We start from the raw sequence: 25,778 nt of genomic DNA on the forward strand, positions 1-25,778 counted from the left end.
AGTCAAACAGTTAGGCACAGCCTGCACCGTAAAACAACAGTCCTGCACGGGAATTGGCCGACGGCGGGGCAGCCTTCGCCCCCCGATCGGTCGCCCGGGAAGGGCAGCCCGCCGGTGCCGGACTGCGTGCGGCGGGGCAGGCGCGTCACCACGTGGCGCACGCCGCACGGCAGGCGTGCCGGAGGGGCGGAAGGCCACGGTCTCCCGCCCCTCCGGCGCGCTCCGGCGCGTTTCCCGGCGCGCCCCGCGTCCCCTGCCCGGTCAGGGATTGGGCGGCCGGGTCGGCGCCGGGCAGGCCGGCTCGTACTCCTCGATCAGCCGCAGGGTGTCCCCCAGCCCCCGGACGAGCAGCGCGCAGACGGTCCCCCGGTCCAGTTCCCGCCGCGCGATCCATTCGAGGGTGACGCCCTCGACGCTGGAGAGCCAGCCGACCAGCGCCGTACGGGCCAGCGCGGGCAGCTCCGCGCGGTCCCAGGCGGCGTGCGCGATGGTGCCGAGCAGCTGCTCGCGGACCTCCTCGCGGATCGCGAGCACCTGCGCGTCGAAGCCGACGCCGCCCGTGACGATGGCGCGATAGGCCGCCTGGTGGTGCTCGGCGTACCGCAGATAGCCGTCGATCGTGTGCTGGACCCGCTCCACGGGCGGCAGGTCGTGGGTGCTGGAGGCGCGCTGGACCAGTTCGGCGACCGCGTCCTCGATGATCGCGAGGTAGTAGCCGCGCTTGTTCTTGAAGTAGTAGTAGATCAGGCCCTTGGCGACACCGGCCTGGCGGGCGATGTCGTCCATGGACAGGGCGTCGTAGGAGGTGTCGGCGAACAGCTTCCTTCCGATGGCGATCAGTTCGGCACGGCGCGCCTGCGAGCGCTCGGTGGCGCGGGCGGCCCGCGGGGCCCGGGGTCCGCGCTGTTGACTATTATTCAATTCGAGCCCTAGTCTCCAACTGCCACGGGTTTTCCGCAGTATGGCAGAGGTACGCCACCTGCGGCTTCGCCCCGTAGCCGCTCCACACAGGCACTTCCCTCGCGCGCTCGCACGTGTCCACGGCTGCGCTCGCAGCCGTTCCATCGCTGCCCCGGGGAGGAAGCAGTGAGCAAGAACAAGCGGCCGTTGCCTCAGGGACGTACGTCCTGGAAGAAGACCGCGGTGACGGCGATCCCCGCGGTGCTCGCGGTCGGCGCGATGGCCTCGGTGATGGCCGAGGGGGCGCTGGCCGCCTCGTTCGCCGTCTCGGGCACCAACTTCCAGGTCACCTCGGGCAAGCTGACGAGTCAGGGCCTGGCCTCGTACGTCCACACCGACCGCGACGCGGGCGGCCAGGGGCACCCGGTGGCCCTGCTCGGCCTGGGCAAGGCCGTGCTGAGCGACATCTGCCAGGCGGCCGAGGTCAAGACGCCCCTCGGCACGGTGGTGTTCAAGCTGACCGCGGGCGGCGACGCCGGCCAGGTCACCGCCGACAACCTCGTCATCGACGGCGAGGACCTGGTGGGCGACGCCCGGTTCGGCACGGCCCAGATCGGGCGGGACGCCTCCACCCTCGACCAGGTGCCCGGCGTCCAGGGCGAGAAGGGCAAGTTCGGGCTCCAGGCCGGGAACATCGAGGTCGCCGGGGTCAAGTCGCACGCGTGGTCCGCCACCGGCGGCAACTTCCGCCTCAAGGGCCTGCGGCTCGACGTGAGCCTGGGCGGCAAGAAGTGCTTCTGACCGGCCGGCGGCTGCTCGCCCGGCGCCGGCCCGTCCGTCAGCCGGCCCCCCACCGCCCGGCCGCCCGGCTCACCTGGCCCGAGCGGCGCGCGGCGTTCCGCGGCTGGCGGCGGACCCGGCCGTTCTGGGCCGGGCTGCTGCTCATCCTCGGCGGCGCGGAACTGCTGCTCGTACCGCTGTCGCCGCTGACCGTGCTGATCAGCCTCGGCCTGGGCGGGCTGGCCGCGATCGGCATCGGTCTCGCGCTGATCGTGGCCGGGCTGTTCCTGTGGCTGCGCCCGGCCGCGCACCACTATGTGAGCCTGCACGCGCTGATCCTGTCCGTGCTGTCCTTCGCGGCGACCAACCTGGGCGGGTTCCTGGTGGGGATGGGGCTGGGCATCGCGGGCAGTGCGATGGGGTTCGGGTGGACGGCGGTGGAGGAGAGCGGGAGCGGTGACACGCCTGGGGGTGGCGGAGGTGTGTCCGGGGACGGCGGTGGTACGCCCCGGGACGGCAGAGGTACGCCCGAGGACGGCAGGGATACGTCCGGGGACGGTGACGCCCCGCCCGGGCACGGCCGATCGGCGACCGCGTCCGGCGGCGACGCGCCAGGCGACGCCCCTGCGGACGACGCGCCCGGCAGCCGGAACAAGACCCTCGCCGTGGCTCTGCCGGTCATCCTGGTCGCGGTCATCGGCACCCCCGCCCGGCCCGCGCAGGCGGCGGCCGGCATCCCCGCAGCGCCCGTCCCGCCCACCGTGACCACGACGATGTTCGCGCCGAAGGGCTTCACCCTGGCCGGTGTCACCGAAGTTCCCACGGTCAACGGTCCGGTGAAGGCGATGGTCCTGCGTATGAAAGCCGCCTCGCTCACGGACTACCGGCTCATCACCCGCGACGCGGGTGGCCCCCAACTCAGCCTAGGCGCACGCAACTTGGACCTGAGCGGCAACGTAACGCTCTACCTGACCAAGTTCAGCGGCTGCCTGCAAGGGCTCATCTGCCTCACCTTCACCCCCGACACCCTGCCCGTGCCGCCCGTCGTCCCGCCGTTCGTCTTCATGACCAACGTGGACGCCGAACAGGCCCTGGTCACCTCCGACCTGATCGTCGCGGACGGGCTGACCCTGAACGCCGGGGCGGGAGCGGGGACGGCATGATCGGGCTGCCGGCCGCGCTGTTCTGGGCGTACGCCATCGGCTCGACGTTCGCGCTCTCCGCCGCCCGGCAGCTGCACTTCCTCGAACGCCGCGCCGCCGACCGGACCGGCCTGCCCCGGCTGCTCGCCCCGCGCCTCGTCAGCCGCGCCGCGAACCCGTACCTGTGCCTGACCCTCCTGTACGCCGCGGTGCTGCTGGTGCCGACCGGGCTGTTCCTGATGTGGCAGAACCCGTCCTGGTCGACGATGCACATCGCCGACGGCCACCGCGGCGTCTGGGCCGGCCTCCCCCTGCTCTACGCGGGTGGCGTCGTGACCGCCACCCTCCTCGGCTTCCTGCTCGCCCAGGCCCTGTGCCTGGTCGGCGCGGGCTACTGGGCGTACCTGAACTGCGCCGGCGGCCACTTCCTGCTCTTCGGCACCCTCGTACACGGCTGGGACGGCCAGGGCTACCGCCGCTTCCTCAGTACGGACGGCGCCGCCCTGCGCGCCTGGCCCGGGGACAGCGTGATCAACAACGTCCTGCGCTTCCTGACCTCCGGCACCTTCCTCGCGCTCCTGGTCCTCGGCGCCGCCGTCCTCGGCACGATGCTGCTGGCCGAGATCGGGTGGCTGGCCGAGGGCTGGCTGCTGCCGGGCGGGGCGCAGGACCTGAAGGTGCCCCGCGTCCTCGCCGTCGCCATCGCGGGCGCGGGCCTGTACGGGCTGCCGCTGGCCGGCGCCCTCCTGGCCAGCGCACTGGTCCGTTTCCTCGGCTTTCCCGTCGGCCTGACGGCCTTCGCCGCCGTAACGGGCGGGCTTCTGCTGCCGCGCCGCTCCCCCGTCCGATGGCTGTACGGCCTGGTGGGCCTCCCGAAGGGGCATTGGCGGGCGACGGCGGACCTGCTGCCGGAGAACCGGGCCGCGGCACGCCCCTGACCGGTTGCCCCCAGGACGGGAGTACGCGAGCAGGCGGCGAGCCGGGCCGCGGGCGTACCCCTGACGCCACGCTCCAGCGGGCTTTACTGCCCCGCGCCGTACGAGCACCATCGGCTACGGGACGGGGGTCGCAGGCAGCAGCCGCATCGGAGAGGTGGCACGTGGTCAACCCTTGGCTGGCGATGGAGTCGGGAGCCGACCCCGTGGAGCGCACCCGCACGGTACGGCGCGCACACGAGCAGTTCCTGGCGGGCGGGCCGGTGGCCCAACCGGTGCGCCAGGTGGTGGCCGACTCCTGGCGCCGGTCGGCGTCCGCGCGTGCGACGCTCGACGGACCGGCGCCGATCGACCTCGACGAGTCCGAGCTGCGCGCCTACCGCGACGGGCACCCGCTGGCCCGCGCCATGCCGGTCTTCCGGGATCTGCTGGGCACCATCGCCCACGACGGCGCCCACCTGCTCGCCGTCTGCGACCCGCAGGGCCGGCTGCTGTGGGTCGAGGGCCACCCCGGCGTACGGCGGCACGCGGAACGCATGAACTTCGTCGCCGGGGCCCGCTGGGACGAACGGCACGCCGGCACCAACGCGCCCGGCACCGCGCTCGCCGCCGACCACGCCGTACAGATCTTCGCGGCCGAGCACTACAACAAACGCGTCCAGAAGTGGACCTGCGCGGCGGCTCCTCTGCACGACCTGCGGACGGGCCGGCTGCTGGGCGCCGTCGACATCACCGGCGGCGACCACCTCGCCAGCCCGCACAGCCTCGCCCTCGTACAAGCCACCGCCCGGGCCGCCGAGGCCCACCTCGCCCCGTATCCGGAACGGGCAGCGCCCGCCGCCCACCTGACCGTACTCGGCCGGGACGAAGCCCTCCTGGCCACCGACGGCCGTACGATGCGGCTCGGCCGCCGGCACAGCGAGATCGCGCTCCTGCTGACCCGGCACCCGGAAGGCCTGACCGGCGACCGGCTGGCCGCCCTCCTCTACGGGGACCGCGACGTCCGTCCGGTGACCCTGCGCGCGGAGCTGTCCCGCCTGCGCCAGATCGTGGGCCCCCTGCTCGACTCCCGCCCGTACCGCCTGACCAGGACGGTGGAGACGGACCTGGAGACGGTGGAAGCGCAGCTGGCGGCCGGCGACCTGACGGCGGCACTGCGCGGCTACCGGGGCCCGCTGCTCCCCCTCTCCGAGGCCCCCGGCGTACGGCGCCTGCGCTCCGTACTGGAAGACCGGCTACGGCGGGCCGTCCTCACCCACCGCGACCCGCAGACGCTGCGCCTGTGGGCCGACACACCGTGGGGCGAACACGACTTGGAGGTCTGGGAGGCGCTGGAAGCCGCCGCGCGCCCCAGGGACAGCCGAGTGGTGTCCACAGCGGCCCGGCTCCGCACGGCCTACGCCCTCGCGCCACTCCGGCAACACGCTCCCTCACCCGCCACGTCCGCGTCTCCACCCTCTGTGCCCGCAACCTCCATGCAACGTCCCCGCCCCTAGCCTGCGGACCGGCGCCCCGCCGCGGGAGCGGAGGCGCGACCCCGGAACGATTTGGGAGCCCCCATGGCCCGTTACGCGAACCCTGGTGCCGCCGACGCCCTGATGTCCTATCGGAGCCGTTACGACCACTGGATCGGCGGCGAGTACGTACCGCCCGTCAAGGGCCAGTACTTCGAGAACCCCACCCCCATCACCGGTCAGCCGTTCACCGAGATCGCCCGCGGTACGGCCGAGGACGTGGAGCGCGCCCTCGACGCCGCCCACGCCGCCGCGCCCGCCTGGGGCCGCACCTCCCCCGCCGAGCGCGCCCAGGTCCTCACCCGGATCGCCGACCGCATGGAGGAGAACCTCCAGTCCCTCGCGGTCGCCGAGACCTGGGAGAACGGCAAGCCCGTCCGTGAGGCGCTGGCCGCCGACCTCCCCCTGGCCATCGACCACTTCCGCTACTTCGCCGGCGCCATCCGCGCCCAGGAGGGCACCCTCTCCCAGCTCGATGACGACACCGTCGCGTACCACTTCCACGAACCGCTCGGCGTCGTCGCGCAGATCATCCCGTGGAACTTCCCCCTCGTCATGGCCGCCTGGAAACTGGCCCCCGCCCTCGCCGCCGGCAACGCGGCCGTCCTCAAGCCCGCCGAACAGACCCCCGCCTCCATCCACTACTGGATGAGCCTGGTCGCCGACCTGCTGCCGCCCGGCGTCGTCAACATCGTCAACGGCTTCGGCGCCGAGGCCGGCAAGCCGCTCGCCTCCAGCCCGCGCGTCGCGAAGATCTCCTTCACCGGCGAGACCACGACCGGCCGCCTGATCATGCAGTACGCGTCGGAGAACCTGAAGCCGGTCACCCTCGAACTGGGCGGCAAGAGCCCCAACCTCTTCTTCGACGACGTCTCCGCGGCCGACGACGACTTCTACGACAAGGCGCTCGAAGGCTTCACCATGTTCGCCCTCAACCAGGGCGAGGTCTGCACGTGCCCCTCTCGCGCACTCATCCAGCAGGGCCACTACCAGGACTTCCTGTCCGCCGGAGTCGCCCGCACCGAACAGATCGTCCAGGGCCACCCCCTCGACACCGACACGATGATCGGCGCCCAGGCCTCCAACGACCAACTGGAGAAGATCCTCTCCTACCTCGACATCGGCCAGAAGGAAGGCGCCCGCATCCGCACCGGCGGCACCCGCGCCGAACTGGGCGGCGAACTCGAAGGCGGCTACTACGTACGCCCCACCGTCTTCGAGGGCACCAACGACATGCGCGTCTTCCAGGAAGAGATCTTCGGCCCGGTCGTCGCGGTGACCCCCTTCACCGACTTCGACCACGCGATGACCCTCGCCAACGACACCCTCTACGGCCTCGGCGCCGGCGTCTGGACCCGCGACACCAACACCGCCTACCGCGCCGGCCGCACCATCCAAGCAGGCCGCGTCTGGACCAACTGCTACCACGCCTACCCGGCCCACGCCGCCTTCGGCGGGTACAAGCAGTCGGGGATCGGGCGCGAGACGCACAAGATGATGCTGGATCATTACCAGCAGACGAAGAACCTGCTGGTGTCGTACTCGCCGAAGAAACTGGGGTTCTTCTAGACGCACGAAAAGGGCGCCTGACCTGCCCTTATACAGACCAGGCGCCCTTCGCGACACTCCCCCAGGGGAAGCGGCCAAATACCTCCCACTATGTCCCACCCATACACCCGTCCTGACCAGCCGTTCCGGGCCATACGCGGGCCAGATTCCCGTTCAGTCGCCTGCTGCGCCCTCCGTGCTGCTGTCCCACCGGCGCATCGATTCCTCAATCAGGTGGCAGGCATGATCACGAGCCTCGGCGAGGAACTTGGCGTAGTGGCGGAACAGTACCTGGATGCTCTGCCCGGCCCGGCGGGCGCACTCAGCGGGAACAACACCGGACGCCAACCAGAACGAAACCCCCGCGTGGCGAAGGTCGTAGGGACGCCTGGCCAGTTCCTGCGCCTACGCGCCGAGGGTGAGTGCGGTTTCGCGCGCACGTCGCCACGTCACGTTGTAGGCGGAGACGTCGACGTAGTTGCCGCCTGATTGCGAAAGAGACGGCCGTCGGGCGCCACACCGAAGCGTTCGATGTGTCCGCGCAACACGGTGACGAACGACGGCGGTATCGGAACCGGCTGCGTGGCCTTGGCCGCACGTCGCTTCAAGGAGTGGACCTCGTAGGAACTTCCGTCGTTCGTCCATTCCTTGCCCGCCGTGACCACGCCGCCTTTGAGGTTGAGCAGTCCCCAGCCGGTCGCCGGAAGGCGGCACTGCGATTCTCTGAGGTGGATCACCTCGGCCGGCCGCATGGCGGCGTAGTACATGCAACCGAAGAATGCGTACAGGTGAGGACCCCGCCCCGGCTGCGCGGCAACCGCTGTCAGCAGCCTGGCCACCTGCGCCGGATTGGGCACGCAGTCGTGATCCACTTCGTCGGCGACGGCCGGTGCCACCCACCGCAGGCCCGCGAGCGGGTTGTGAGCGAAGTAGCCGTGCTCGACCGCGACACCGAACACCTCGTTGATCGCTGCCTTTTTTGCGCTTCACTGTCTTCGCGTCGGCCGGATTTCCGTCGAGCTTGCTGCACAGCGCGTCCAGCCCGCGCCGCAGGACGTCCGGGTCCTCCAGCTCACTGACCGGCAGGGTGTACCGCTGCAGCCAGTTAAGCGCCGACTGCCACTCCTCACGTGGCTCCGTGCCCCAGGCGTTCTTGTTGAACGCCCAGGAATACAGAACCCGTCGCAGCACCGGCAGCTCCCGGTAAGCGTCACCCCTTCCACCAAGGCAGGGGTGATGGTGGCCAAGGCGTCAGTCAGCGTGCGGCGCGTATTACCCGGTGTCCGGTCCCATCGCTGGTCGATGTACTCGCGGGCCAGGGAGTACCACGTGGTCCGCTGCTTCAGCGCACGGATCTCCGAGGCCGGCAAACCCAGCCGTACGTCGAACGGTTCGCCGTCGCGCGCCGCCGTCATCAACTTGACCCGTCGGCTCTCGGCAAGTCCCTTGGTCATAAACGGTTCGGACCGCTCGCGCCCGCTGACCGTCCAGCGGACTTCGAACGGCTTTCGCCGGTCCGGCCGCTCCCGGATGTCCCAAAAGCGAACGTGGTAACTCATCGCCAATGCGGGGTTTCCTTCTCACATTGGCGCCACCAGGCATCCAGGTCGACGCGGCGGCAGCGAAGCTCACCATTCGGTGGTTTGATCATGCGCGGGGCATGGCCGCGAGCACGCAGGCGGTAGAACACCGACGGGCTCATACGAATTTCGGCCAGGACCTCAGCAAGTTTCAGCGCAGGGGGACGAGCCACAAGTATTCCTTCACTCCAAGGTGCCATCGAAAAGGCGCAACCGTGCAGGTTGGCGGACCAATCCGGATCCGAGCACGAGACATACACGCCTCACGCCTCACCCCGCACTTCCGTCAGGGCGCGACGGGATCCCAACCAGATGCGCACAGCCCTGTCGCGCCCGCTGTTCCACCGTCAAATCGGTCCGCTGCGGACTCCTCAATGGTCGCGACGATCGCCGGTTTGGCTAACCGGGCATAGTCGGCTATGTTGCGCTCCCCCACCCTGAGACACGTCCTCGTCTGCCACTATCCGGCGCACGTTCAATTTCCCAGTACCGCCTCGGACACTCGACCAGCGAGCTGCCCCACAGCGGAGGCAGTCATCCGAACAGACCGGAGAGCACGAGTCGACAGAACAGACTCCTCACATGTCGCCCGGTGAGCTGCCAGCGAGCCCTGTCTTCCCGGGGGTGTTGTACGTTCACATAGCCCCGGAAGGAGTTCCAGTCTTTTGCGGTTCTTTTTTGCTCGTCTGCCGTAGGCGAATGGGCTGACTACTGGCACGCGCGATGCAACTGGGAAGCACGAAAGCCGAATACCGGCGTCCCTGCCGTCATGCCGTCGCCGACCGTCACCGCAGAGCCGACGCGGAACACCGCGGCGATGTCTCCCCGAGGTGGGGACAGCTCTCAGTCACCGTGGCGCATCGAAGCTGACTTGCGGGCCTCTGCGAGCCCTCGGGTCTCACCAGCCTTACCAATCTTGTCGTCGGTGCCGCGGGAGACCACGGACCGGAGGCACCGGTGGTCTTGGCTCGACGTGTGACGGGCTCCGGCGAACGGGACGCCGGAAGGGGAAGAGGTACGTGTTCCTAATGGTCCCCGCGAGAAGCGGACTGGAGCAGTTCAGCGGCCACGGTCATTTCGGCAGCTCAGTCCATCGGGAAGCCGAAAACGTCAGCGAGGTCCGGCTTCTCGCGCGCGGCGATGGCAAGAGTGAAGAGACTGTAGACGTACAGCAAGGCCGCGTCGCGCCCGGGAGCGGCGCCTCGGCCTTCCCAGTTCAAGATTGCCGAGTCATAAACAGTGCGGTTGGCGAAGTGCAGGTCGCCAGCACCTCGCCGATGACGGCGGCGACGCCGGGCGCACGCGGCGCGAACGGAGGGAAGGCTACGACGAGCAGACCGGAGCCATGGAACACCAGGTCGAACTTGCACATCAGGGTGCCACGTTGAGCCCGGAGGTCGATAGTTGCCCTCCGGCGCCCTGCGCCAACTTCTCAGCTAGGCAGCTGAGTTTTTCAACCGGAAGAACGCACTGGCCACCGCACGCCCAGCGCCTGTACGCGTACCTGGCCGAGTTCTACGGCGAGCGCGATGCGCTGCCCACCCTCGCCGCGGCCTGGATCGCCCACCAGCGCTCGGACGGCACCCGCAAGACGTACGCCCAGAACTTCAAGGTCCTGGAGGGCTACTTGCGGGAGCGCGGCGTGCCCCCGCTCGCCCTCACGTTCCTGGCCGCCGACGCCTTCGCCAGCCACCTCAAGACGCTGCTCACCCTCGTCTCTGGCGCGGTGGTCGGCGCGTTCCGGGAGGGTCCACCGCGCGACGCTGCCACCCGGCACAATGTGCTCTCCGCCAACTCCGCATTCTTCAAGTTCGTGCTGCAGACCCGGGTCCTGCCCAAAGAGACGATGGACGGCGATCCCTTCGACGGGGTGCTGTACCCGGCCATGGACCCGCTGTTCACCTGTACCGAGGGCCTGACCGAAGCCGAGTACGTCACGCTGGCCCGCATCGCCGAAACGATCATCCGTGCCGCCGTACGGCGTTCCGGCTGTACGTCCTGATCCTGGTCCTGTACCACCTGTGTCTGCGGATCGATGCCGCGCTCGGTGCGCGGATCGAGAAGCTGGGTTACGACAAGGGCCACCACGTCCTGGAGGTACAGGTCAAGGGCGGCACCTGGGTCACCAAGGCGGTGCCGCCGTTCGTCTGGCACGCCATCCAGGTCCTCATCGGTGACCGTACGGAGGGCTTCATCTTCTGCACCAGCACCGGCAAGCGGCTCGACCAGGCGTCACAGTGGCGCGCGATCCGGGCCACCGCAAAGCGGGCCGGCCTGCCGCAGAAGAAGATCGGCCCGCACTCCCTGAAGCACTCCACGATCACCCACGCGTACGACCGGCCCGGCGCCCGCCCGAAGAAGATCCAGCACTGGGCCGACCACAAGGACCCGCCGCGCACAACACAGCGGTACAACCAACGCCGCAGCGCGCTGGAAGGCAGCCCCGCCTATGACACGGCCTCATCCATGGCCGAGCAACTGGAGGCACTGTGACGGCGGCGGCCGCCTCGGGCAGACGACGGGCTGGCAACGCTGCCTTACCTAGAGCGTTTCGCTGATCTCCTTGATAACCGCCCGCAGCGGCGGAACGAGTTCCGGGTGGTCGCTGCGGGAGGCGGACTGGAGCAGTTCCGTGGCCATGATCATCTGGGCAGCTCGGCCCTTGGGGAATCGAGTACGTCGGCGAACTCCTGCTTGATGCGCGCGGCCGTGGCGGGTACGAGAAGGCTGTAGACGTACAGCAGAGCAGCGTCGTATCCGTACGGGGCGATACCCCACCCTTCCCAGTCCAAGATCACCGGGCCATCAGCAGTGAGGTTAGCGAAGTGCAGATCGCCGTGGGCAGTGGCCCATTCGGTGATCTGCGGGGCGGGCGCGCCGGTGAAGCGGGTACGGCCCGGTCGATCCACTCCTGGTGTACCGCCACCCGGTCGGTGCGGACCGTGGCGAGATGGACAAGGTCCGCGCGTAGCGTCGACCACCAGGCGGGGTCCAGGTCGAATTCCTGGCGGAGCACGGGGCTGGGCGAACAGGGCGGGGAGGTGACGTAGGAGGTCAGCTCTGCGCGGTAGACGTACGCGGATTCGGTGGTGTCGTGCACCGCGTACGGCACCGGGCGGTGTACTGCCTGCGGAACGCTGCGCGCGGCGTCGGCGGTGCCGGTCCACAGCTTCCCGCTGGCCTCGTCCGCCGGGCGGCCAGCAGCCGCAGCCAGCAGGCGCCGTGTTCGGGATGGCCGGCGCGGCGGCTGAGGGTCCTGCCGTGCCAGCCCCACGTCGGGGGACCGTGGGGGGTGGCGCCGAGGGCGGCGGCCTTGTCGTGGGCTTCGGCGAGGCGTCGTGCGTCAGCCGGTTCGGGGGGGGCGGCGAGTACATCCAGGACGCTCCGCAGTCTGGTGCCCGCCCGTACGGCTGCCCTGGGCCTTATCGCGAAGTGGTGACGGCGGCCGTCAGCTCGCGGACTCCGGTCGTGCGTGGGTGGCGCTGGGCCAGGCCGGTGACGATCTGGCGGATGGCGGGCCGGTCGCGGACTTCGCCGCGTGAGGCCCGTACGGCGTGCATCAGTGCCTCGGCGGTCGGCTCGGGCTTGGACATCTGCCACCAGGCGCGCGCCAGATCGGTGTGCATCCGCGCCTTGCGCTCGGGTGTGGGGAACTGGCTCTCGCGCAAGTCGGTACCGGCTTCGAGTGCGGCCCGGCGTCGCCGAGGGCCCAGTGGACGCCGACGGCGTACAGGCTGACCGCGGCCGGGGTGAGCGGGAACAGGCGCTCGCGGGGGGCCTGCTCGGGCAGGTGGCGGGCGGCGCGCTGGGCTTCGCCGATGGTGGCCAGGGCCTGGGCCCGGTCGCCCGCGCGGGCCGCGCAGTACGCCTGGGTGCACAGCATCTGGGCGTGCGCGGAGGCCTGTGCACTGGTCTTGAGGCTGGTGGCTTCGACCTGGGCGGCGGCCTTGAGGATGAGGCGCTGGGCTTCGGCGGGCTGGTCCTGGTGGCGCAGGACGATGCTCATCTCGCGGGCGGCGGCTGCGGCGGCGAGCGGGGAGCCGGACAGGTCGGCGTAGATGATGGCGCGGTCGGCGGCCTGGTGGGCCCGCTCGTAGCTGCCGCTCTTGCTGAGGACCTGGGTGAGCAGGCTGTAGCCGGTGGACAGGCGGGCCAGGTCCATCTCCTGGCGGGAGCGGGCGGCTGCGTGTGCGTCGCCCAGCAGGCCGGGCATGGCGTCCAGCAGCCGGGCGTGCTGGCCGGCGTCGAACAGTCGGCGGGCGCGGGCCAGGCGCTGGTCGAGCGGGGCCGGGGAGCCGCCGGGGTCGGGGACGCCCGCCAGCGCGGCATCGACGCCGAGCAGGAGCTGCGCGGGGGCCGCGAGGCCGGCGGCGGCGAGCAGGGTGCGGCGGCGCATCGGGGCCTCCTCCACTCGTGGACCATCGAAGGCAACCGTAGTGGTCGGTCAGCCACCGAAGGAGAGCGACGCCGCCAGAACATCCGTCGGGACGCCTACCTCTTCGGCGGCGCGTCGCAGCAGTCGCAGGTCGGAGGGCAGGCAGCGGGATTCCAGGCGGGAGATGGTGGAGGTCGAGCAGCCCAGGCGGGTGCCGAGGTCTTCTTGCCGCCATCCGCGTTCGGTGCGCCCCATGCGGACGAGGCCGGCGGCGTGGCGGGCGGTGACCAGGGCGCGGGCCTTGTCCGAGGACCAAAGGGTGTCGATGGGCACAGCACCTCCCACGCCAGGGGCCGGGGCCCGTTCCACGGTAGTGACTTTCCGTGTGCACGTCGACGCCGTGTGCAGTATCTGCAAATGGTGTGCGCCTGCTGCAAGTTGATCACAGGCCGGGGCCGCCCGGTGGTGTCGTGGTCGTACGGCCCGCTCGGGGCCGGACCGTCGCAGCCTTCGGGAGGACACGATGGCGACAGCAGTCGAGATCAGAACGCAGGTCCGTGATCCGCGGGACTTCGTGACGCGCGAGGTGTGGGACCGGGAGATCCAGCTGCTGATGCGGGATCACCCGGTGGACGAGGTGATGGCCACCCGACTGTTCGGGGCCGCGGTCTCGTACCTGATCACCGCGATGGAGAAATGGGGCCAGCACCTGGAGCTGTGCTGTGGCCGCCTGGTGGATCTGGCGGTCCACGTGTTCATCCTGGACACGAAGAACTACCGCGAGTTCTGCCAGCGGCAATTCGGCGGCCGGTTTCTGGAGCACAGCCCGGAGATCGCGTTCAAGTACGACGGCAGCGTGGAGCGCACCGCCAAGGTGATCGCCGACAACGGCTTTGAGGTGCACTGGAAGCTGTGGGAGCGCGACTACGCGGCGTGCGGCCCGTGCCGCCCGGGATCGGAGTGCCACTGACGCCGGGACACCGTGGGCCCCGGGAACGCCTGCGCGTTCCCGGGGCCCACGGCTACTCGGGTGACTTCGCGGCAAATCACCGCGGGAGGCGGAGCGGGCCGGTACGGTGCCTGCTCCCGTCGTCCTCCCGAGGAGCCGTATGCCCCGCGCGCCACAGACCCCGGCCGAGTACTGGGACACGTACAAGCCGCACCGCGGCGACGGCCCCCAGCCCCGGCCGGACACCAGCAGGTTCGAGTGGACCCAGTACCCCGGCCACGGTCCCGGCGCCGAACTCCTCGGCTTCCCACGCCGCGCCCTGGACCTCGGGCCAGCCGAAGGTAAGGAGGCCGCGTATCTGGCTGACCGCGGCGTCCGGGTGACCGGCGTGGACATCTCCGCCGTCCAGATCGCCCGCGCCCGTGCCTGGTGGCACGACGTTGCGAACCTGGACTTCGTCCAGGCCGAGGCGTGCGCCTACCTCACCGACACCGAGGAGACGTACGACGCGATCTACTCGGTGTGGGGCGCGGTCTGGTTCACCGACCCCGAACAGCTCCTCCCGCTCATCGCCGCCCGCCTGGCCCCGGGCGGTGTTTTCGCGTTCTCTCAGGCCGAGCCGTCCCCGAGCGCGTACGGCCCGCAGGCTATGCGGGGCAAGTGGCTGGAGGGACCCGAGCGGGAGCTGACCATCCCCCGCTGGCAGTACCCGCCCGAGACCTGGGCCGACCACCTCAAGCAGGCTGGATTCACCGACATCGACGCCCGGGTATTGTCCGCCCCTCATGGGGAAGCTCTGGGCACTCTCATGGTGAAGGCGCATTGCTGAGAGGTGCTCCAGCGGCGCATGTCAACGGTGGTCGGCGGAGGGGGCACGCCTTCTCTTCGAGGTGGGAGAGGACGGACGCGAGCGGTTTGTTCCACCTCTGATCGGATCGTTCAAGATCCACATGCGCCTCTGCGGCGAGTGTGGTGAATATGGCTTGGCCTTCGGTATTCGCCGGGGCCGGGCCGTCCCACCCCAGCACATCGCAGGAGGCAGACATGGTCACCACCCCGGACAAGACGCTCAACGGCAAGGTCGCCTTCGTCGGCGGCGCGTCCCGTAACCTCGGCGGGCTGATCAGCACCACCCTCGGAGCGCAGGGCGCCCGGGTCGCGGTGCACTACAACAGCGACTCCTCCCGGGCCAAGGCCGAGGCCGTCGTGAACGAGATCAACGCCGGCCCGGGTGAGGCGTTCGCGATCCAGGGCGATCTGACCCAGGTCTCCGAGGTGGAGCGGGTCTTCGACGATGTCGTGAACCGGTTCGGGAAGCTCGACTACAGCATCAACACCGCCGGCATGGTGCTGAAGAAGCCGCTCACCGAGATCACGGAGGAGGAGTACGACCGGATGTTCGCGGTCAACTCCAAGGCCGCGTTCTTCGTGATGCGCGAGGCCGCCCGCCGCATCGAGGACGGCGGGAAGATCATCACCATTGTCACCTCGCTGCTGGCCGCATACACCGGCCTGTACTCCACCTACGCGGGCAGCAAAGCCCCCGTCGAGCACTTCACCCGCGCCCTGTCGAAGGAACTGTTCGGCCGCAACATCTCGGTCAACAACATCGCCCCGGGACCGATGGACACCTCATTCTTCTACCCCGCCGAGGACGACGACTCCGTCGCCTACCACAAGTCGTCCGCGATGAACGGTGACCTCACCAAGATCGAGGACATCGTGCCCTGGGTGACGCATCTGCTCACCGACGGCTGGTGGGCCAACGGCCAGACCATCTTCCTCAACGGCGGCTACACCACCCGCTGAACCAGCACCGCCCGGTGGGCGGCGCCACGCCGCCCACCGGGCCGGACCACGCACCCCGCCCGTGCCGATTCCTGTGGCACCCATGACCGCCCAGCTCACGCAACCTGCTGTCTTTTAACGTCTGGCCCGGAACGCATACTGCCCCAACTCCCAGTGCTCTCCTGAGCCAGCGCCCCGGTCCCGCTTCACAGCGGCCGACAGCGGCCCTGGCGGAACCCGGCAGGCTCAGCTCAACACTGGCAGTTTGCGCACCGGCAGGCCATCGAAGATCCCGCCGACGCCCACAAGACCACCACCCGTGAGGTCCTGCACCCAGCAGGGAGGGCTTGGGGCGGATCGGCTCCCCCGCACTGGTTGAGGGGGCTGCCGACGGGGAGCCCGGCGAGGTTGCCGTTGGCGGCCCCGGTTCCGTGGGTGGTCGTTCCTGCTGCGTGGGTGCCGTGGTGGTTGGCACAGTCGGTCCCGAAGGCCGGGGATAGGAAGTCACCGACGCCTCCGGCGGACGCCGGGGAGGCCGATGCCAGTGCCGCTGCCGCTGCCGCTGCCCATATTGTGAGCGTGACCGCTGTGGGTACTGTGCGCGTGATCATGCCCGGACAACGATTGCGGGCTGGGGCAGGTCACTTCAGCCGCTGGACAACGCGATTGGTGTGATGCACAGCAAGCCGGACGTCAATGGGCACGTAGTCGCGAGGGTGATCGTGTTTCGGCGCAGCAAGCCAGCGTAACCGATCAAGATGCAGCTTAGTTCTGGGGGTCGATCTCGAAAGCCATCCGTGCTTCCGCATTGGTGATGAGCTTGAGCACGAAATCGTCGGCGCCATCGCATTGGGTGAAGGGGCTGCCGATGGGCAGGGCGGCGAGGGTGCCGCCTCCGGCGCCGCTGCTGTGTGTGGTGCTTCCGCGCGCTTGGGTGCCGTCACGGTTGGCGCACGTAGTGCCGAAGGCGGGGGACAGCACACTGCCGACGCCGCCGGCGGCCGCGGGGGCTGCGGCAGCGATCCCTGCACCCACAGCCATGCCAGCGACGGTGACGAATGCCATTGCCTGACGTGTGTCCACGTGTGGGTAACGGCACACCCCGGCCAGCGTCACGCGCCGCCGGTTCGCTGTCCACCGCCGCCGCCCACGGCAGGCGCGCTGGTTCAGCTCCGGACGCTGGTGGCACCCGTCGCGGCGGCTGACAAGCACCGCCCACTCATTCATGACGCGATTCGAACTGGCAGAACTGCGGGTGGGTGAGGTGCTGTTCACTGCTGCCGACACGCAGCCGGAAGGTGGCGGGTGCGGGTCTGCCCGCCTGGTCGTAGGCGTCGATGGCTGCTTCGACGCGGTCCCAGAGACGGTCGGGCCCTTTCTGCTGCACGTTCCAGCCAGAGTCGTGGGGAGTGAGGATGGCGGCTGGCCCGGTGACGGTGTCGATCAGGAGAGTTCGCCGCTGAGAGTGGTCATCTGAGCGGAGGCCGACCCCGTCGGCTCCGCTCCGGGACGGTTCGGCTTCGACGACGCCGAACACGCACTGCACGAGGCCGAAGCACACCTCGTCCTCGGCCGCACCGAACAGGCCCTCCGCACGGCAGAGAACTCCGCCGCGCAGAAACCCGCCGGCACCCCCGGCTGGGCGGCGGCGACCCTGGTCCTCGCCCGCGCCGAGGCCACCGACCGCCCCGATGACGCTGCGCAACGCGCCCTGGACGTCCTCGACCGCGTGCCTCCCGCCCGGCTGCGTTCCACCGCCCGCCGACGCCTCGCCCAGCTCGATACCGCTCTGGCCACCACGGCCGCACCGGCCGCCAGCGTCACCGACCTGCACGAACGACTGCGTGCGCTGCCCGCGCCCATCGATCCGTACGGCGCCAGCACCGCCTGACGCGATGGCCGCATCTCCTCGAACGCCGCTCGCTCACTTGCTCGGCGGTACGGGCGCCTGTGGGTGCTCGGCCGCGTGGGTCTGAGGCGCCTCTGCGGAGGGCGAACACCTTCTTTTGAGGTGGGGAAGAACGTCAGCGAGCGGCTGGTCGTGCTGGTCCTTATCCTGTTCCCAGAGATGCATGACCGACGCTGCGGCCTCCGCGAAGTCGGCGGGCAGGCCAGCTTCGCGAAGCGTCTCGGCGACCTCGTTCATCTCGGGCCCCCAGCACCAGGCTCGCGCGGCGACGCTGGGCAGGTAGTCCGGGCCCGAGAGGATGTCCGTCGGCATGATCCGCGCCTCGGAAGTGAGAAGGTCGCCGACTCCGTGCTCCTCAGCGAGCGCGTGGGCGACTCCGGCCAAGGTGCGGGCCGCTTTCTGGAAGCTGGCGAAGCTCATCTTCAACGCGGAGGCGCTGCCGAGTGGGCCACCCGTTGTCCTCGTGTGAACGGCAGTTCTCTCGAACAACGTCTTGGTCAGGTCGATGGCCGACTGTGGTCCGGCCAGGTAGAGGCGTGCTGTGCGACCTTCGCCGTCGGGCGGGGGGCCGAAGATCGCGCCGTCCAGCAAAGGTACGACATCCCCACACGCCGCCGTCCGCAGGAGTCCGAATGACGTCCCCCAGGCCGATGCCTCGAAGCAGCGAGCTGTCACCGAAGGATGACGCGCACACCCCGTTCCTCGAAGATCTCCAGGAGGAGGTCGAACAACACAAGCTCGCGATCACCGGCGGGCACGCACTCTGCCAACCGCGTCCGAGCCTCGGCCGAGGAGTTCCAGTGCAAGGTGAACGGAGTGGTCGCGCCCCAGCCACCTCTCAGACAGTCGTCCAGAGCGTCCAGGTTCCAGCCGAAGTACCCACCGGGGCCGTTGACGGCCTCACCGATCGCGCAGTAGAACGTGTCCCTGTCAACGATGTGTCGGCCGTCCAAGGTGAACACCTGGCCTGCAGGCGCATCGGGCTTCCCCTGGCGTTGGTACTCCCGGGACCACAGGGCCACCGACAGCCACGCGTGTCGGTCCTTGGGCGCGAGTTCGTGCCACATTCCGGTGCGGTTCAGGTGACCGCTGCGGATCAGCTCCCACGGTCGTTCCGCTCCGGGCAGGGCGTTCTCACACCAGAGCGTGACCGTGAGGTCCAAGAGGTCGCTGCCGCGGGCGGAGGGCTTGGCGTCGATGACGGTGACCTCGTTGACGAAGTAGGACCCCATGGTGGCACCGTCACCGTCGAGGAGTTCGAACCAGGCGTTCCCCGCCACGGCACGACGACTGCCTACGTGGTCAACGCACATCAGTAGGCCGCCCTGCGGGAGGCAACCCGCGAGGTGCACTCGGCGCGCTCCTTCCTCATCCGGCAGGGGCGTGAACATCCCCTCGGCCTCGTGAGCGAAGCCCCAGAAATCCTTTTCGTCCTCATCCGAGGTCAGCGCGTACTTCTGCCCCTCGCCGCCCAGCCCCGATGTTCGCATCGCACCCCCCATGAGAGCGCTGATCTTACCGACGCCGGGGGATCTGCCCAGCGGCCGCCAGCGCCGTCACCACCCCTGACCCCGTCCCATCCATCTCGGAGGCCCTTTGACGAGCCACATACCCGCCTTCACCCATGAGAGTGAAGTGCAGAGAAGCACCGGCGAATACAAGATCAAACCCATCAAGAAGCAGGTCCGTACCCTTCTGGGCTACCCGTATCCCCGGCACATCCCCAAGGACGTGTTCGCCGAGCAGTGGGTCGGGATCTCCACCGACGAGTTCCACCGGGCCAAGGACGCCGACGTCGCCTACATGCGCAACCGGCACCCGCTGGGACTGGTCGCGTGCCGACTGCCTGCGCTACCTCAAACAGCGCGGCCTGGCCGACACCCCGAAGTCGAGCTGTCTGGGCTGTCCCTTCCACGGCAACGCTCAGTGGCGGCACATCCGCGACCACAGTTCGGCCGAGCGGGACGACGTCGTCGCCTTCGATGCGGCCATCCGCGGCGGCAACGCCCGCGCGAACGCCTCCGGCAACCGGCTGCTCGGCCAGGCGTTCCTGCACCGCTCGCGCGTCCCGCTCGACCAGGCGCCCATCGACCACGTCACCGCCGCCGAATGGGCCGCCCACCAGGCCGAACTCGGCGGCCAGGTCCCAGGCCACGACGACTTCGTCGCGCTGGAGGAGGGCGTGGCCGACGACTCTCGCCCTGGGCCTGCCGCGGCACGGAGCCGGCGCAGGACGACTTCGGGCTGGCCGCGTGATCGTGGACCTGCTCGCCGGGCCCGGCGGCTGGTCGCACGCCCTGTCCGTGCTGGGCGTACGGGATGTGGGCCTGGAGCAGGACGAGTGGGCCTGCCGGACCCGTGCGGCGGCCGGGCAGTTGACGCTGCGTGCCGATGTGGCCCGCTACCCGATGTGGCCGTTCGTGGGCCGCACCACCGGTGTGATCGCTTCCCCGCCCTGTCAGGCGTGGTCGATGGCCGGCAAGCGGCTCGGCCTGCTCGACCAGCCGCTGGTCACCAGGCCGTCTCCGACCTCGCCGCCGGACGCGACACCCGCGAGAAGCTGCTCGGTGCGTGCCGGGATGTGCGTTCGCTGCTGGCCGCCGAGCCCATGCGCTACCTGTACGCCCTCAACGCGGCCGGCGAGCCGGAGCGGGTGGCCATGGAGGAAGTGCCCGACGTCTTGCCGCTGTGGAAGCAGTACGCGGCCACCCTGCGCTCGTGGGGCTTTTCCGTGTGGGCCGGGATCCTCAACGCGGCCGACTTCGGGGTGCCACAGACGCGGCGGCGGGCCATTCTGTTTGCCTCCCGTACTCACCCCGCCAGACCGCCGGAGCCCACGCACGCCCGCGTTCTTGAGCCGCCTACGCTCTTCGGCCCCGGCCGTGCGCGCTGGGTGTCCATGGCCGAGGCCCTGGGCTGGGGCGCCACCGACCGGCCCGTGCCCACCGTGTGTGCCGGAGGCGGTCCCGGCGGAGGCCCCGAACCGTTCCCGTCCGGTTCACGCAAGCCCCTGACCGACGCCCGCGACCGCGGCACTTGGCGGCACCCGCCGCGCCCCGCCGACACGGGCCGACTGCGGCGCCGCAACCGGCCCGCCGTCCCGGCCCACGAGAACGCACCGCCGTCCACCGGCGCCACACCGGGGTGGGCGTGGCCGCTGCGCACCAACACCCAGTCGAACGCGACCGTGCGCCGCGCCGACGAGCCCGCCGACACCCTGTTCTTCGGGCACCGCGCCAACGAATGCCTGTGGGTCGCCGAATCCGCCACCACCACAGCGCAGGACACAAGCGCCGCGCCGGAGGCGATCCGCATCACCGCGCCGGAAGCGGGCGTGCTGCAGACCTTTCCCTCCGACTACCCGTGGGCCGGCAACAAGGGCCAGATGTTCTCCCAAATCGGCAACGCCGTCCCGCCCCGCCTCGCCGCCCACCTGCTCTCCCCACACCTCGGCCGGCCCCTAGACCCCGACGACTTCACCCTCGCCGCCGGATGCGCCCCCACCCCCTGCCCCGACGAGGACACCGAGCTGGCGGACGCGCACCCTCCGGCCCCAGTGCACCACGCCGAGCAGGCCCTGCTCGGCGCCCTCCTCCTCGAACCCGAACGCCTGGACGGCATCGCGCTGGCGCCCGAGCAATTCGGCGACCCTGCCCACAGCACCCTGTACGCGGCCATGCGCGCCACCCCCGTTCCCGACCCCGAACAACACCGTCGATCCCCGGCCTGGCTCAACCGCGTCCTGGAAGCCGCTCGTCCCCAGGCGCCCGGACTGACCGCCTCCTACCTGCACACCCTCGTCCAACGCGGCCCCTGGCCCGGGCACGCAGCGGCATACGCCCGCATGATCGAAGCTGACCACGCCCGCCGTACCCTGCGCGAGCACGCCGAACGCCTCGCCCAAGGCGCCACCGATCCATCACTGCCCGACCGAGTCGGCACCGTCCCGGCCGAGTGTGACGCTCTGTCCCGTTTCCTGGACATATTGTCCAGCCAGTTCACCCCGCACCCCGGCTCGCTGCCCCGCACTCCCCCCTCCCGCCTCCGTGCCGCGTACGACCGGTGACGAGGTCTTGGCCGAGGAGCGCGCCTTGCTGGCATGTGCAGTCGCACAGCCCTCGGGCCTGCGGCGGATGCGCTGGCTGCAGCCCGACGACTTCGCCCTACCCCGGCACGGGCAACTTTTCCAGTGCCTGACCGCACTGGCGCACCGCCAGGAGCCCGTCGATGCGGTCACCGTCCTGTGGGAAGCCCAGCACCAGCACCTGCTGCACTCCGACTTCACCCCCGCCGACCTGATGGAGCTGCTCGCCACCCCGGTCGGCACCCCCGAACACTGGGGCGAGAAAGTCCTGCAGCGTGCCCTGCTCGCCCAGGCCCACAACACTGCTCTGCGCATCCGGGCGCACACCGACGCCCCGGCCAACACCCCGCACCAACTCGCCACCCGCAGCCGCCGCGCCCTGGCCGCCCTGACCGCGCTGCGCACCCGCTGGCAGCGCGCCACCCAGCCCCCACAGCCACCCATTCCCCGGCCATACCCCGCGCCGGGCCCCGCCTGCGGACCACCGCTGCCTCCCCGACCACCCGCGCGAGCCGATAGACCCCATCAGCCTGGTCGGGCCGCTGTGCCCCGAGGACGCCACCGTATTACCGACGGCCCGACCCTCTGCGCGCCAGCATCGGTATCGCGCCGCTGATCTTGTTTCCGGAGCGGGCTTTTGGCCACTCCCACGTTGTACGTGAAGAGAGGGACCAGAAGCGGGATTACGGTGAACGTTCCAGCTCTTGGAGAAGGGAGCGGCATCGTGGGGGACAGCCGACTGGGGCTCGTGATGGTCCACGGGTTCATGTCCGGGCCGAAGGTGTGGGAACCGCTGCGCGGCCTGATCGCCGCGGACCGGGGGCTCGGGTTCGTCGAGCCGCTGACCTTCGCGTACGCGACCGGGCTGCTGCCGGTCAATCCGCTGCGGGTGTTCCCGTCGATCGACACGGTCGCCGACAGCCTCAAGGAGTACCTGGTCACGGAGGCCGGCGCGTACGACCAGTTGCTCCTGGTCACCCACAGCCAGGGAGGGCTGGTCGCCCAGCGGTATCTGGCCCACATGCTCCACGACGGCAGAGGCACCGAACTCGCCCGGATCCAGCGGCTCGTCATGCTCGCCTGTCCGAGCAACGGCTCGGAACTGCTGCTCTCCCTACGACGGCGTGCGCTGGGCGGGCGCCATCCGCAGGAGAAGGATCTGCGCCCGCTGAACGACCAGGTCAGCGCAACCCTGCGCACGGTCGTCCGGGACGTGGTGCACGCCACGGCGATCACCGACCGGACCTGCCCCATCCCGGTGTCGGTGTACGCGGGCGAGAGCGACGGCGTGGTGTCCCGCGCCTCGGCGCAGTCCGTCTTCCCGGACAGCTCCGCCCTGCCGGGCGACCACTTCAGCATCCTCAAGGCCGACTCGCCCCAGCACCGTACGTTCACCGCTCTCCGCCGCCTCCTCCTCGCGACGCGCACCGAGCCGTACGTTCCCGGGCCCGAACCGGCGGCACCGGCCCGCGTGCCCACCCCGGCTGCGGAAAAGTCCTCCAGGAAACAGCGCCCGACGATCGCGATCGCCTCGGTCGCCGCCCTGGCGGTCGTCGCCTCGGTCCTCTACTTCGCCCCGATGCCGTGGGAATCGGACGCCGACTCATCCGGCCCAAACCCCAAATCACCTATCGCTGCTACCAGTTCGGGCACTCCGAGCCCGATGCAGACCGGTTCGAGCACTCCGAGCCCGCCGCGGCAGGATGTCGGCGTCAGCCCGCCCGAGGATTTCCCGGCCACGAACAAGTTCTGGTTCTTCGACATCAACAAGGACCAGAAAGCCGATTACGTCACGGTCTACAAGAACCAGACATTCAAGTTCTGGTGGAACGGCGGCATCAAGGACAACCGCTTGCGCACCGGCGAGTATCACAAGAACTCCTACGTCCCCGCGCCCCGCGCGGACGGCGATGCGTTGCGCTTCGGCGACATCGACGGCGACGGCTGGCCCGACTGCATTGTGGTCGACAAGACCGGCGGGGTGGCCGTCCACACCTGGGTCGAAGGGAATCCGGCCGGCGAACGCATGTGTCAGAAGCAGTACGCCGGCGACGCCGACGTTCCCTTGCGCGATACCGGCGACACCGTGCCGGACCTCAAGCAGATCCAGTTCGCCGACGTCAACGGAGACGGGCGAGTCGACTATCTGCGGATCGAACCGAGCAGCAAGGTGACCGTCTGGTACAACCAGACGGTCAAGGACAAGGACGGCCCGACGCGGGTGGGCTGGTCGCCTCCCGAGATGCTCAGCACGCACGTCTTCAACCGTGAGATGAGGTATGCCGACCTCGACGGCAACGGGCGTGCCGACCCGATCCTCATCACCCCCAAAGGCGGCGCACGGGCCTGGCTCACGCGCGAGCCATCGTGCAAAGCCCTCCACGACATCGGACAGATCGTGCCGGACCCGGAAACCGCCGTCCCGCCGGAGGAGATTCAGTTCGCCGACGTTGGCGGAGACGGATACGCCGAATTCCTGCACGTCGGCAAAACAGGTGAGGTCCGCGTCCAGGACCCCGTCTTGCAAGACCGCTGCCCACGTCGCTGACGAACCGCCCGGTCAGCTCCAGCTCACCCCGAACCTCCCACTTTCCTGCCCACGACCCGCCGCACCCCATACCAAGAGACAACGAACTGACAGTCACATGGTCCGCCGGACGGAACCTAGTGCTGGATTCCTCTTTCACTGGGTATATGCCCCGGTGGCGGGGTGGTTTGGCTGCTCGGGGGCGGGGGGGGCTGGACGGTGGTGTTACGGGCACGGCCGAGCCGTGACGAGAACGAGGAGCAGTTCGTGCATCAGCTGGCGCGAGCGCGCAAGACGCCTCGTGAGCTGGTGGTACGGGCACGGATGGTTGAGCTGAGCTGGTTCGGACAGCGAGTGCCTGCCATCGGGGACGAGTCAAGGTGCAATCCCAAGACAGTTCGCCGGTGGCTGCACCGCTTCAACCGTCTGGGCCTGGACGGGCTGGAAGACCTGGGTGGCCAGGGCCGCAGAAGACGGATCTGCGAGGCGGAACGCTCCCGGCTCTTCGGCCTGGTCCAAAAGCTTGCACCGGGTCGGCTGACGGTGCAGGCAGGTGGCGACCTTGCCACGGCGGGCGAGGCCGGGCCACCGGAGTGGACCCTCGATGCGCTGGCCGCTGAAGCGGGGCGGCTGGGCATCCGTGTCAGTCGCAGCCAGGTCCGCCGGATTCTGCTTACCGAGGGGTTGCGCTGGCGCCGCACCCGGTCCTGGACCCGCTCGAAAGACCCAGGCTTCGAGCGTGGCCTAGTACTGCAACGGTGCTTGCCGTGACTGCTGGGCAGGTTCGTCGTTGATGCGGTTATGGGTGGTGGCCTCGCTGATGTCAGATTGTGGGCAGGTGAGTTGAGCCGGATGCATGAGCGGTTCGCGCACCGGTTCCGCAGATCGGAACCACGGGAGTCGGCGCTGGCCTATATGCGAGGACTGATCGCTTCGCTGGAACGCAAGAACGGCTGGGCGCTGGCCGAGGAGGTCGGCCATACCGGGCCAGACCGGTTGCACCGGCTGCTGAACCGGATCGAGTGGGACGCCGAGGAGGTCTTGGACGACGTGCGCGACTACGTCGTCGAGCACCTCGGGGACCGGGACGCCGTGCTGATCGTGGATGACACCGGCTTCCTGAAGAAAGGCACCGGCTCCGCAGGCGTGCAACGGCAGTACGCCGGCACCACCGGACGCACCGAGAACTGCCAGGCAGCCGTCACCCTGGCATCCCTGCTGATGTGGGCGTGACATTCAACAACGACTCCCAGCCATCAGCACCAAGGGCTGCAGCTCGAAGGAGATCCGTACACCTGGCAGTGGCGCAGGGGCCTCGCGCACACCATCCCCGAGAGATCCGACCAGGTCCGCAACCGGGTCCGACGCGGCAACCGATGTGGCCGTCCGGGGGCCGTGTGGGCGTGACACTCTGACGACAGCTTCCAGTCGGAGGTGGAGGGGCTATCCCGCCCGACATGTGATCCGGCCCTTGCTTAGGTCGTAGGGCGTGAGCTCCACCCGGACTTTGTCGCCGGTCAGGATGCGGACGTACCGGCGTGGTGGCCTTCCCGGTCAGGGTGGAGGATGAGCGATGGGGTCCGCTGGCGAGGGGAGGCGTTTCTCAGGCTCCGCTGCGTCCGCGCGGTGGTCAGGACGGCCGGGCCACGGCCCCTATGTGGTGCTGAGGACCGTGCGGGCGTTTATCAGCCAGCGTGTGAATCCCGTCTTCAACGCTTCCAGAGTTGCGGCGTGTCGAACGAGTGCG

Annotated in this window: 23 protein-coding genes and 6 pseudogenes; 18 read left to right on the forward strand and 11 right to left on the reverse strand. The window is 69.7% G+C overall.

Annotated elements, in window-relative coordinates; genetic code table 11:
• Positions 1 to 261 precede the first annotated feature (261 nt).
• On the reverse strand, positions 262 to 921 hold the full coding sequence (locus ACH4FX_RS20605) for a TetR/AcrR family transcriptional regulator (protein ID WP_398480898.1): 660 nt from the start codon (positions 919 to 921) through the stop codon (positions 262 to 264).
• 165 nt (positions 922 to 1,086) lie between these two features.
• Between ACH4FX_RS20605 and ACH4FX_RS20610 the strand changes: the two genes are divergently transcribed.
• The 5 genes from ACH4FX_RS20610 (at position 1,087) to adh (ending at position 6,840) form a co-directional block, all read left to right on the forward strand.
• The gene (locus tag ACH4FX_RS20610; RefSeq protein ID WP_398480900.1) at positions 1,087 to 1,701 is read left to right on the forward strand and encodes a DUF6230 family protein; all 615 of its coding nucleotides are present in this window, start codon (positions 1,087 to 1,089) and stop codon (positions 1,699 to 1,701) included.
• On the forward strand, positions 1,698 to 2,843 hold the full coding sequence (locus tag ACH4FX_RS20615; RefSeq protein WP_398480953.1) for a DUF6114 domain-containing protein: 1,146 nt from the start codon (positions 1,698 to 1,700) through the stop codon (positions 2,841 to 2,843). The genes ACH4FX_RS20610 and ACH4FX_RS20615 overlap by 4 nt, the downstream gene beginning before the upstream one ends.
• Positions 2,840 to 3,760 carry a hypothetical protein gene (locus ACH4FX_RS20620; protein WP_398480902.1) on the forward strand — a complete coding sequence of 307 codons (921 nt, stop codon included), beginning with the start codon at positions 2,840 to 2,842 and terminating at the stop codon, positions 3,758 to 3,760. The genes ACH4FX_RS20615 and ACH4FX_RS20620 overlap by 4 nt, the downstream gene beginning before the upstream one ends.
• Positions 3,761 to 3,921: 161 nt before the next feature.
• Positions 3,922 to 5,253 (forward strand): GAF domain-containing protein, encoded by a 1,332-nt coding sequence (locus tag ACH4FX_RS20625; RefSeq protein ID WP_398480904.1) that lies wholly within the window; start codon positions 3,922 to 3,924, stop codon positions 5,251 to 5,253.
• 63 nt (positions 5,254 to 5,316) lie between these two features.
• Positions 5,317 to 6,840, forward strand: coding sequence for an aldehyde dehydrogenase (gene adh, locus ACH4FX_RS20630; RefSeq protein ID WP_398480906.1), 1,524 nt, complete (start codon positions 5,317 to 5,319; stop codon positions 6,838 to 6,840).
• A gap of 428 nt (positions 6,841 to 7,268) precedes the next feature.
• Here adh and ACH4FX_RS20635 read toward each other — a convergent pair whose 3' ends face one another.
• The 3 genes from ACH4FX_RS20635 to ACH4FX_RS20645 form a co-directional block, all read right to left on the reverse strand.
• On the reverse strand, positions 7,269 to 7,778 hold the full coding sequence (locus ACH4FX_RS20635; RefSeq protein WP_398480908.1) for a hypothetical protein: 510 nt from the start codon (positions 7,776 to 7,778) through the stop codon (positions 7,269 to 7,271).
• A 596-nt stretch (positions 7,779 to 8,374) separates the two neighbouring features.
• Complete coding sequence (locus ACH4FX_RS20640) at positions 8,375 to 8,572, reverse strand: helix-turn-helix transcriptional regulator (RefSeq protein WP_398480910.1); 198 nt, start codon at positions 8,570 to 8,572, stop codon at positions 8,375 to 8,377.
• 1,043 nt (positions 8,573 to 9,615) lie between these two features.
• Complete coding sequence (locus ACH4FX_RS20645) at positions 9,616 to 9,771, reverse strand: hypothetical protein (protein ID WP_398480912.1); 156 nt, start codon at positions 9,769 to 9,771, stop codon at positions 9,616 to 9,618.
• Between the two features lie 12 nt (positions 9,772 to 9,783).
• On the opposite strand from ACH4FX_RS20645, the gene ACH4FX_RS20650 reads away from it, so the two are divergent.
• Together ACH4FX_RS20650 and ACH4FX_RS20655 are read left to right on the forward strand one after the other, a co-directional pair.
• A complete protein-coding gene (locus ACH4FX_RS20650) occupies positions 9,784 to 10,401 on the forward strand; it encodes a hypothetical protein (RefSeq protein ID WP_398480914.1) in 618 nt (205 codons plus the stop codon).
• A 29-nt stretch (positions 10,402 to 10,430) separates the two neighbouring features.
• On the forward strand, positions 10,431 to 10,892 hold the full coding sequence (locus ACH4FX_RS20655; protein ID WP_398480955.1) for a tyrosine-type recombinase/integrase: 462 nt from the start codon (positions 10,431 to 10,433) through the stop codon (positions 10,890 to 10,892).
• A gap of 149 nt (positions 10,893 to 11,041) precedes the next feature.
• Here the strand turns inward: ACH4FX_RS20655 and ACH4FX_RS20660 are convergent, their stop codons facing one another.
• Both ACH4FX_RS20660 and ACH4FX_RS20665 read right to left on the reverse strand, forming a co-directional pair.
• A complete protein-coding gene (locus ACH4FX_RS20660; protein ID WP_398480916.1) occupies positions 11,042 to 11,308 on the reverse strand; it encodes a phosphotransferase in 267 nt (88 codons plus the stop codon).
• 513 nt (positions 11,309 to 11,821) lie between these two features.
• Positions 11,822 to 13,107 (reverse strand): annotated as a pseudogene (locus ACH4FX_RS20665) (helix-turn-helix transcriptional regulator).
• Positions 13,108 to 13,297: 190 nt separating this feature from the next.
• Between ACH4FX_RS20665 and ACH4FX_RS20670 the strand changes: the two are divergent.
• From ACH4FX_RS20670 to ACH4FX_RS20680, 3 genes are all read left to right on the forward strand, one after another.
• Positions 13,298 to 13,744, forward strand: a complete 447-nt coding sequence (locus ACH4FX_RS20670; RefSeq protein WP_398480918.1) for a hypothetical protein — start codon at positions 13,298 to 13,300, stop codon at positions 13,742 to 13,744.
• Between the two features lie 139 nt (positions 13,745 to 13,883).
• Positions 13,884 to 14,552, forward strand: a complete 669-nt coding sequence (locus ACH4FX_RS20675; RefSeq protein ID WP_398480920.1) for a class I SAM-dependent methyltransferase — start codon at positions 13,884 to 13,886, stop codon at positions 14,550 to 14,552.
• Positions 14,553 to 14,767: 215 nt separating this feature from the next.
• Positions 14,768 to 15,532: an SDR family oxidoreductase gene (locus ACH4FX_RS20680; RefSeq protein WP_398480922.1), complete on the forward strand. Its 765-nt coding sequence runs from the start codon at positions 14,768 to 14,770 to the stop codon at positions 15,530 to 15,532.
• 744 nt (positions 15,533 to 16,276) lie between these two features.
• Here the strand turns inward: ACH4FX_RS20680 and ACH4FX_RS20685 are convergent.
• Positions 16,277 to 16,576, reverse strand: coding sequence for a hypothetical protein (locus tag ACH4FX_RS20685; RefSeq protein ID WP_398480924.1), 300 nt, complete (start codon positions 16,574 to 16,576; stop codon positions 16,277 to 16,279).
• Positions 16,577 to 16,730: 154 nt separating this feature from the next.
• Positions 16,731 to 17,216, reverse strand: a complete 486-nt coding sequence (locus ACH4FX_RS20690) for a hypothetical protein (RefSeq protein WP_398480926.1) — start codon at positions 17,214 to 17,216, stop codon at positions 16,731 to 16,733.
• A gap of 24 nt (positions 17,217 to 17,240) precedes the next feature.
• Between ACH4FX_RS20690 and ACH4FX_RS20695 the strand changes: the two genes are divergently transcribed.
• On the forward strand, positions 17,241 to 17,402 hold the full coding sequence (locus ACH4FX_RS20695) for a hypothetical protein (protein ID WP_398352194.1): 162 nt from the start codon (positions 17,241 to 17,243) through the stop codon (positions 17,400 to 17,402).
• Positions 17,403 to 17,435: 33 nt separating this feature from the next.
• On the opposite strand, the gene ACH4FX_RS20700 is transcribed toward ACH4FX_RS20695, so the two are convergent.
• Positions 17,436 to 18,011 (reverse strand): DUF1932 domain-containing protein, encoded by a 576-nt coding sequence (locus ACH4FX_RS20700; protein ID WP_398480928.1) that lies wholly within the window; start codon positions 18,009 to 18,011, stop codon positions 17,436 to 17,438.
• 80 nt (positions 18,012 to 18,091) lie between these two features.
• Positions 18,092 to 18,922 carry a barstar family protein gene (locus ACH4FX_RS20705; protein WP_398480930.1) on the reverse strand — a complete coding sequence of 277 codons (831 nt, stop codon included), beginning with the start codon at positions 18,920 to 18,922 and terminating at the stop codon, positions 18,092 to 18,094.
• 94 nt (positions 18,923 to 19,016) lie between these two features.
• Between ACH4FX_RS20705 and ACH4FX_RS20710 the strand changes: the two are divergent.
• From ACH4FX_RS20710 to ACH4FX_RS20740, 7 genes and pseudogenes are all read left to right on the forward strand, one after another.
• Positions 19,017 to 19,676: pseudogene (locus tag ACH4FX_RS20710) on the forward strand (hypothetical protein).
• A pseudogene (locus tag ACH4FX_RS20715) lies at positions 19,673 to 20,910 on the forward strand (DNA cytosine methyltransferase); the annotation flags it as partial. The pseudogenes ACH4FX_RS20710 and ACH4FX_RS20715, both read left to right, overlap by 4 nt.
• A 132-nt stretch (positions 20,911 to 21,042) precedes the next feature.
• Positions 21,043 to 21,486 (forward strand): annotated as a pseudogene (locus ACH4FX_RS20720) (replicative DNA helicase); the annotation flags it as partial.
• Positions 21,487 to 21,493: 7 nt separating this feature from the next.
• Entirely contained in the window at positions 21,494 to 22,120 is a 627-nt protein-coding gene (locus ACH4FX_RS20725) for a DnaB-like helicase N-terminal domain-containing protein (RefSeq protein WP_398480932.1), read from the forward strand.
• A 108-nt stretch (positions 22,121 to 22,228) separates the two neighbouring features.
• Positions 22,229 to 24,052 (forward strand): FG-GAP-like repeat-containing protein, encoded by a 1,824-nt coding sequence (locus ACH4FX_RS20730; RefSeq protein WP_398480934.1) that lies wholly within the window; start codon positions 22,229 to 22,231, stop codon positions 24,050 to 24,052.
• A 246-nt stretch (positions 24,053 to 24,298) separates the two neighbouring features.
• Positions 24,299 to 24,802 carry a helix-turn-helix domain-containing protein gene (locus tag ACH4FX_RS20735; RefSeq protein WP_398480936.1) on the forward strand — a complete coding sequence of 168 codons (504 nt, stop codon included), beginning with the start codon at positions 24,299 to 24,301 and terminating at the stop codon, positions 24,800 to 24,802.
• Between the two features lie 30 nt (positions 24,803 to 24,832).
• Positions 24,833 to 25,243, forward strand: a pseudogene (locus ACH4FX_RS20740) (transposase); the annotation flags it as partial.
• A 231-nt stretch (positions 25,244 to 25,474) separates the two neighbouring features.
• Here ACH4FX_RS20740 and ACH4FX_RS20745 read toward each other — a convergent pair.
• Positions 25,475 to 25,564, reverse strand: a pseudogene (locus tag ACH4FX_RS20745) (translation initiation factor IF-1); the annotation flags it as partial.
• Positions 25,565 to 25,778 lie beyond the last annotated feature (214 nt).

The organism is Streptomyces sp. NPDC018019 (assembly GCF_044327805.1).
GTDB lineage: Bacteria > Actinomycetota > Actinomycetes > Streptomycetales > Streptomycetaceae > Streptomyces.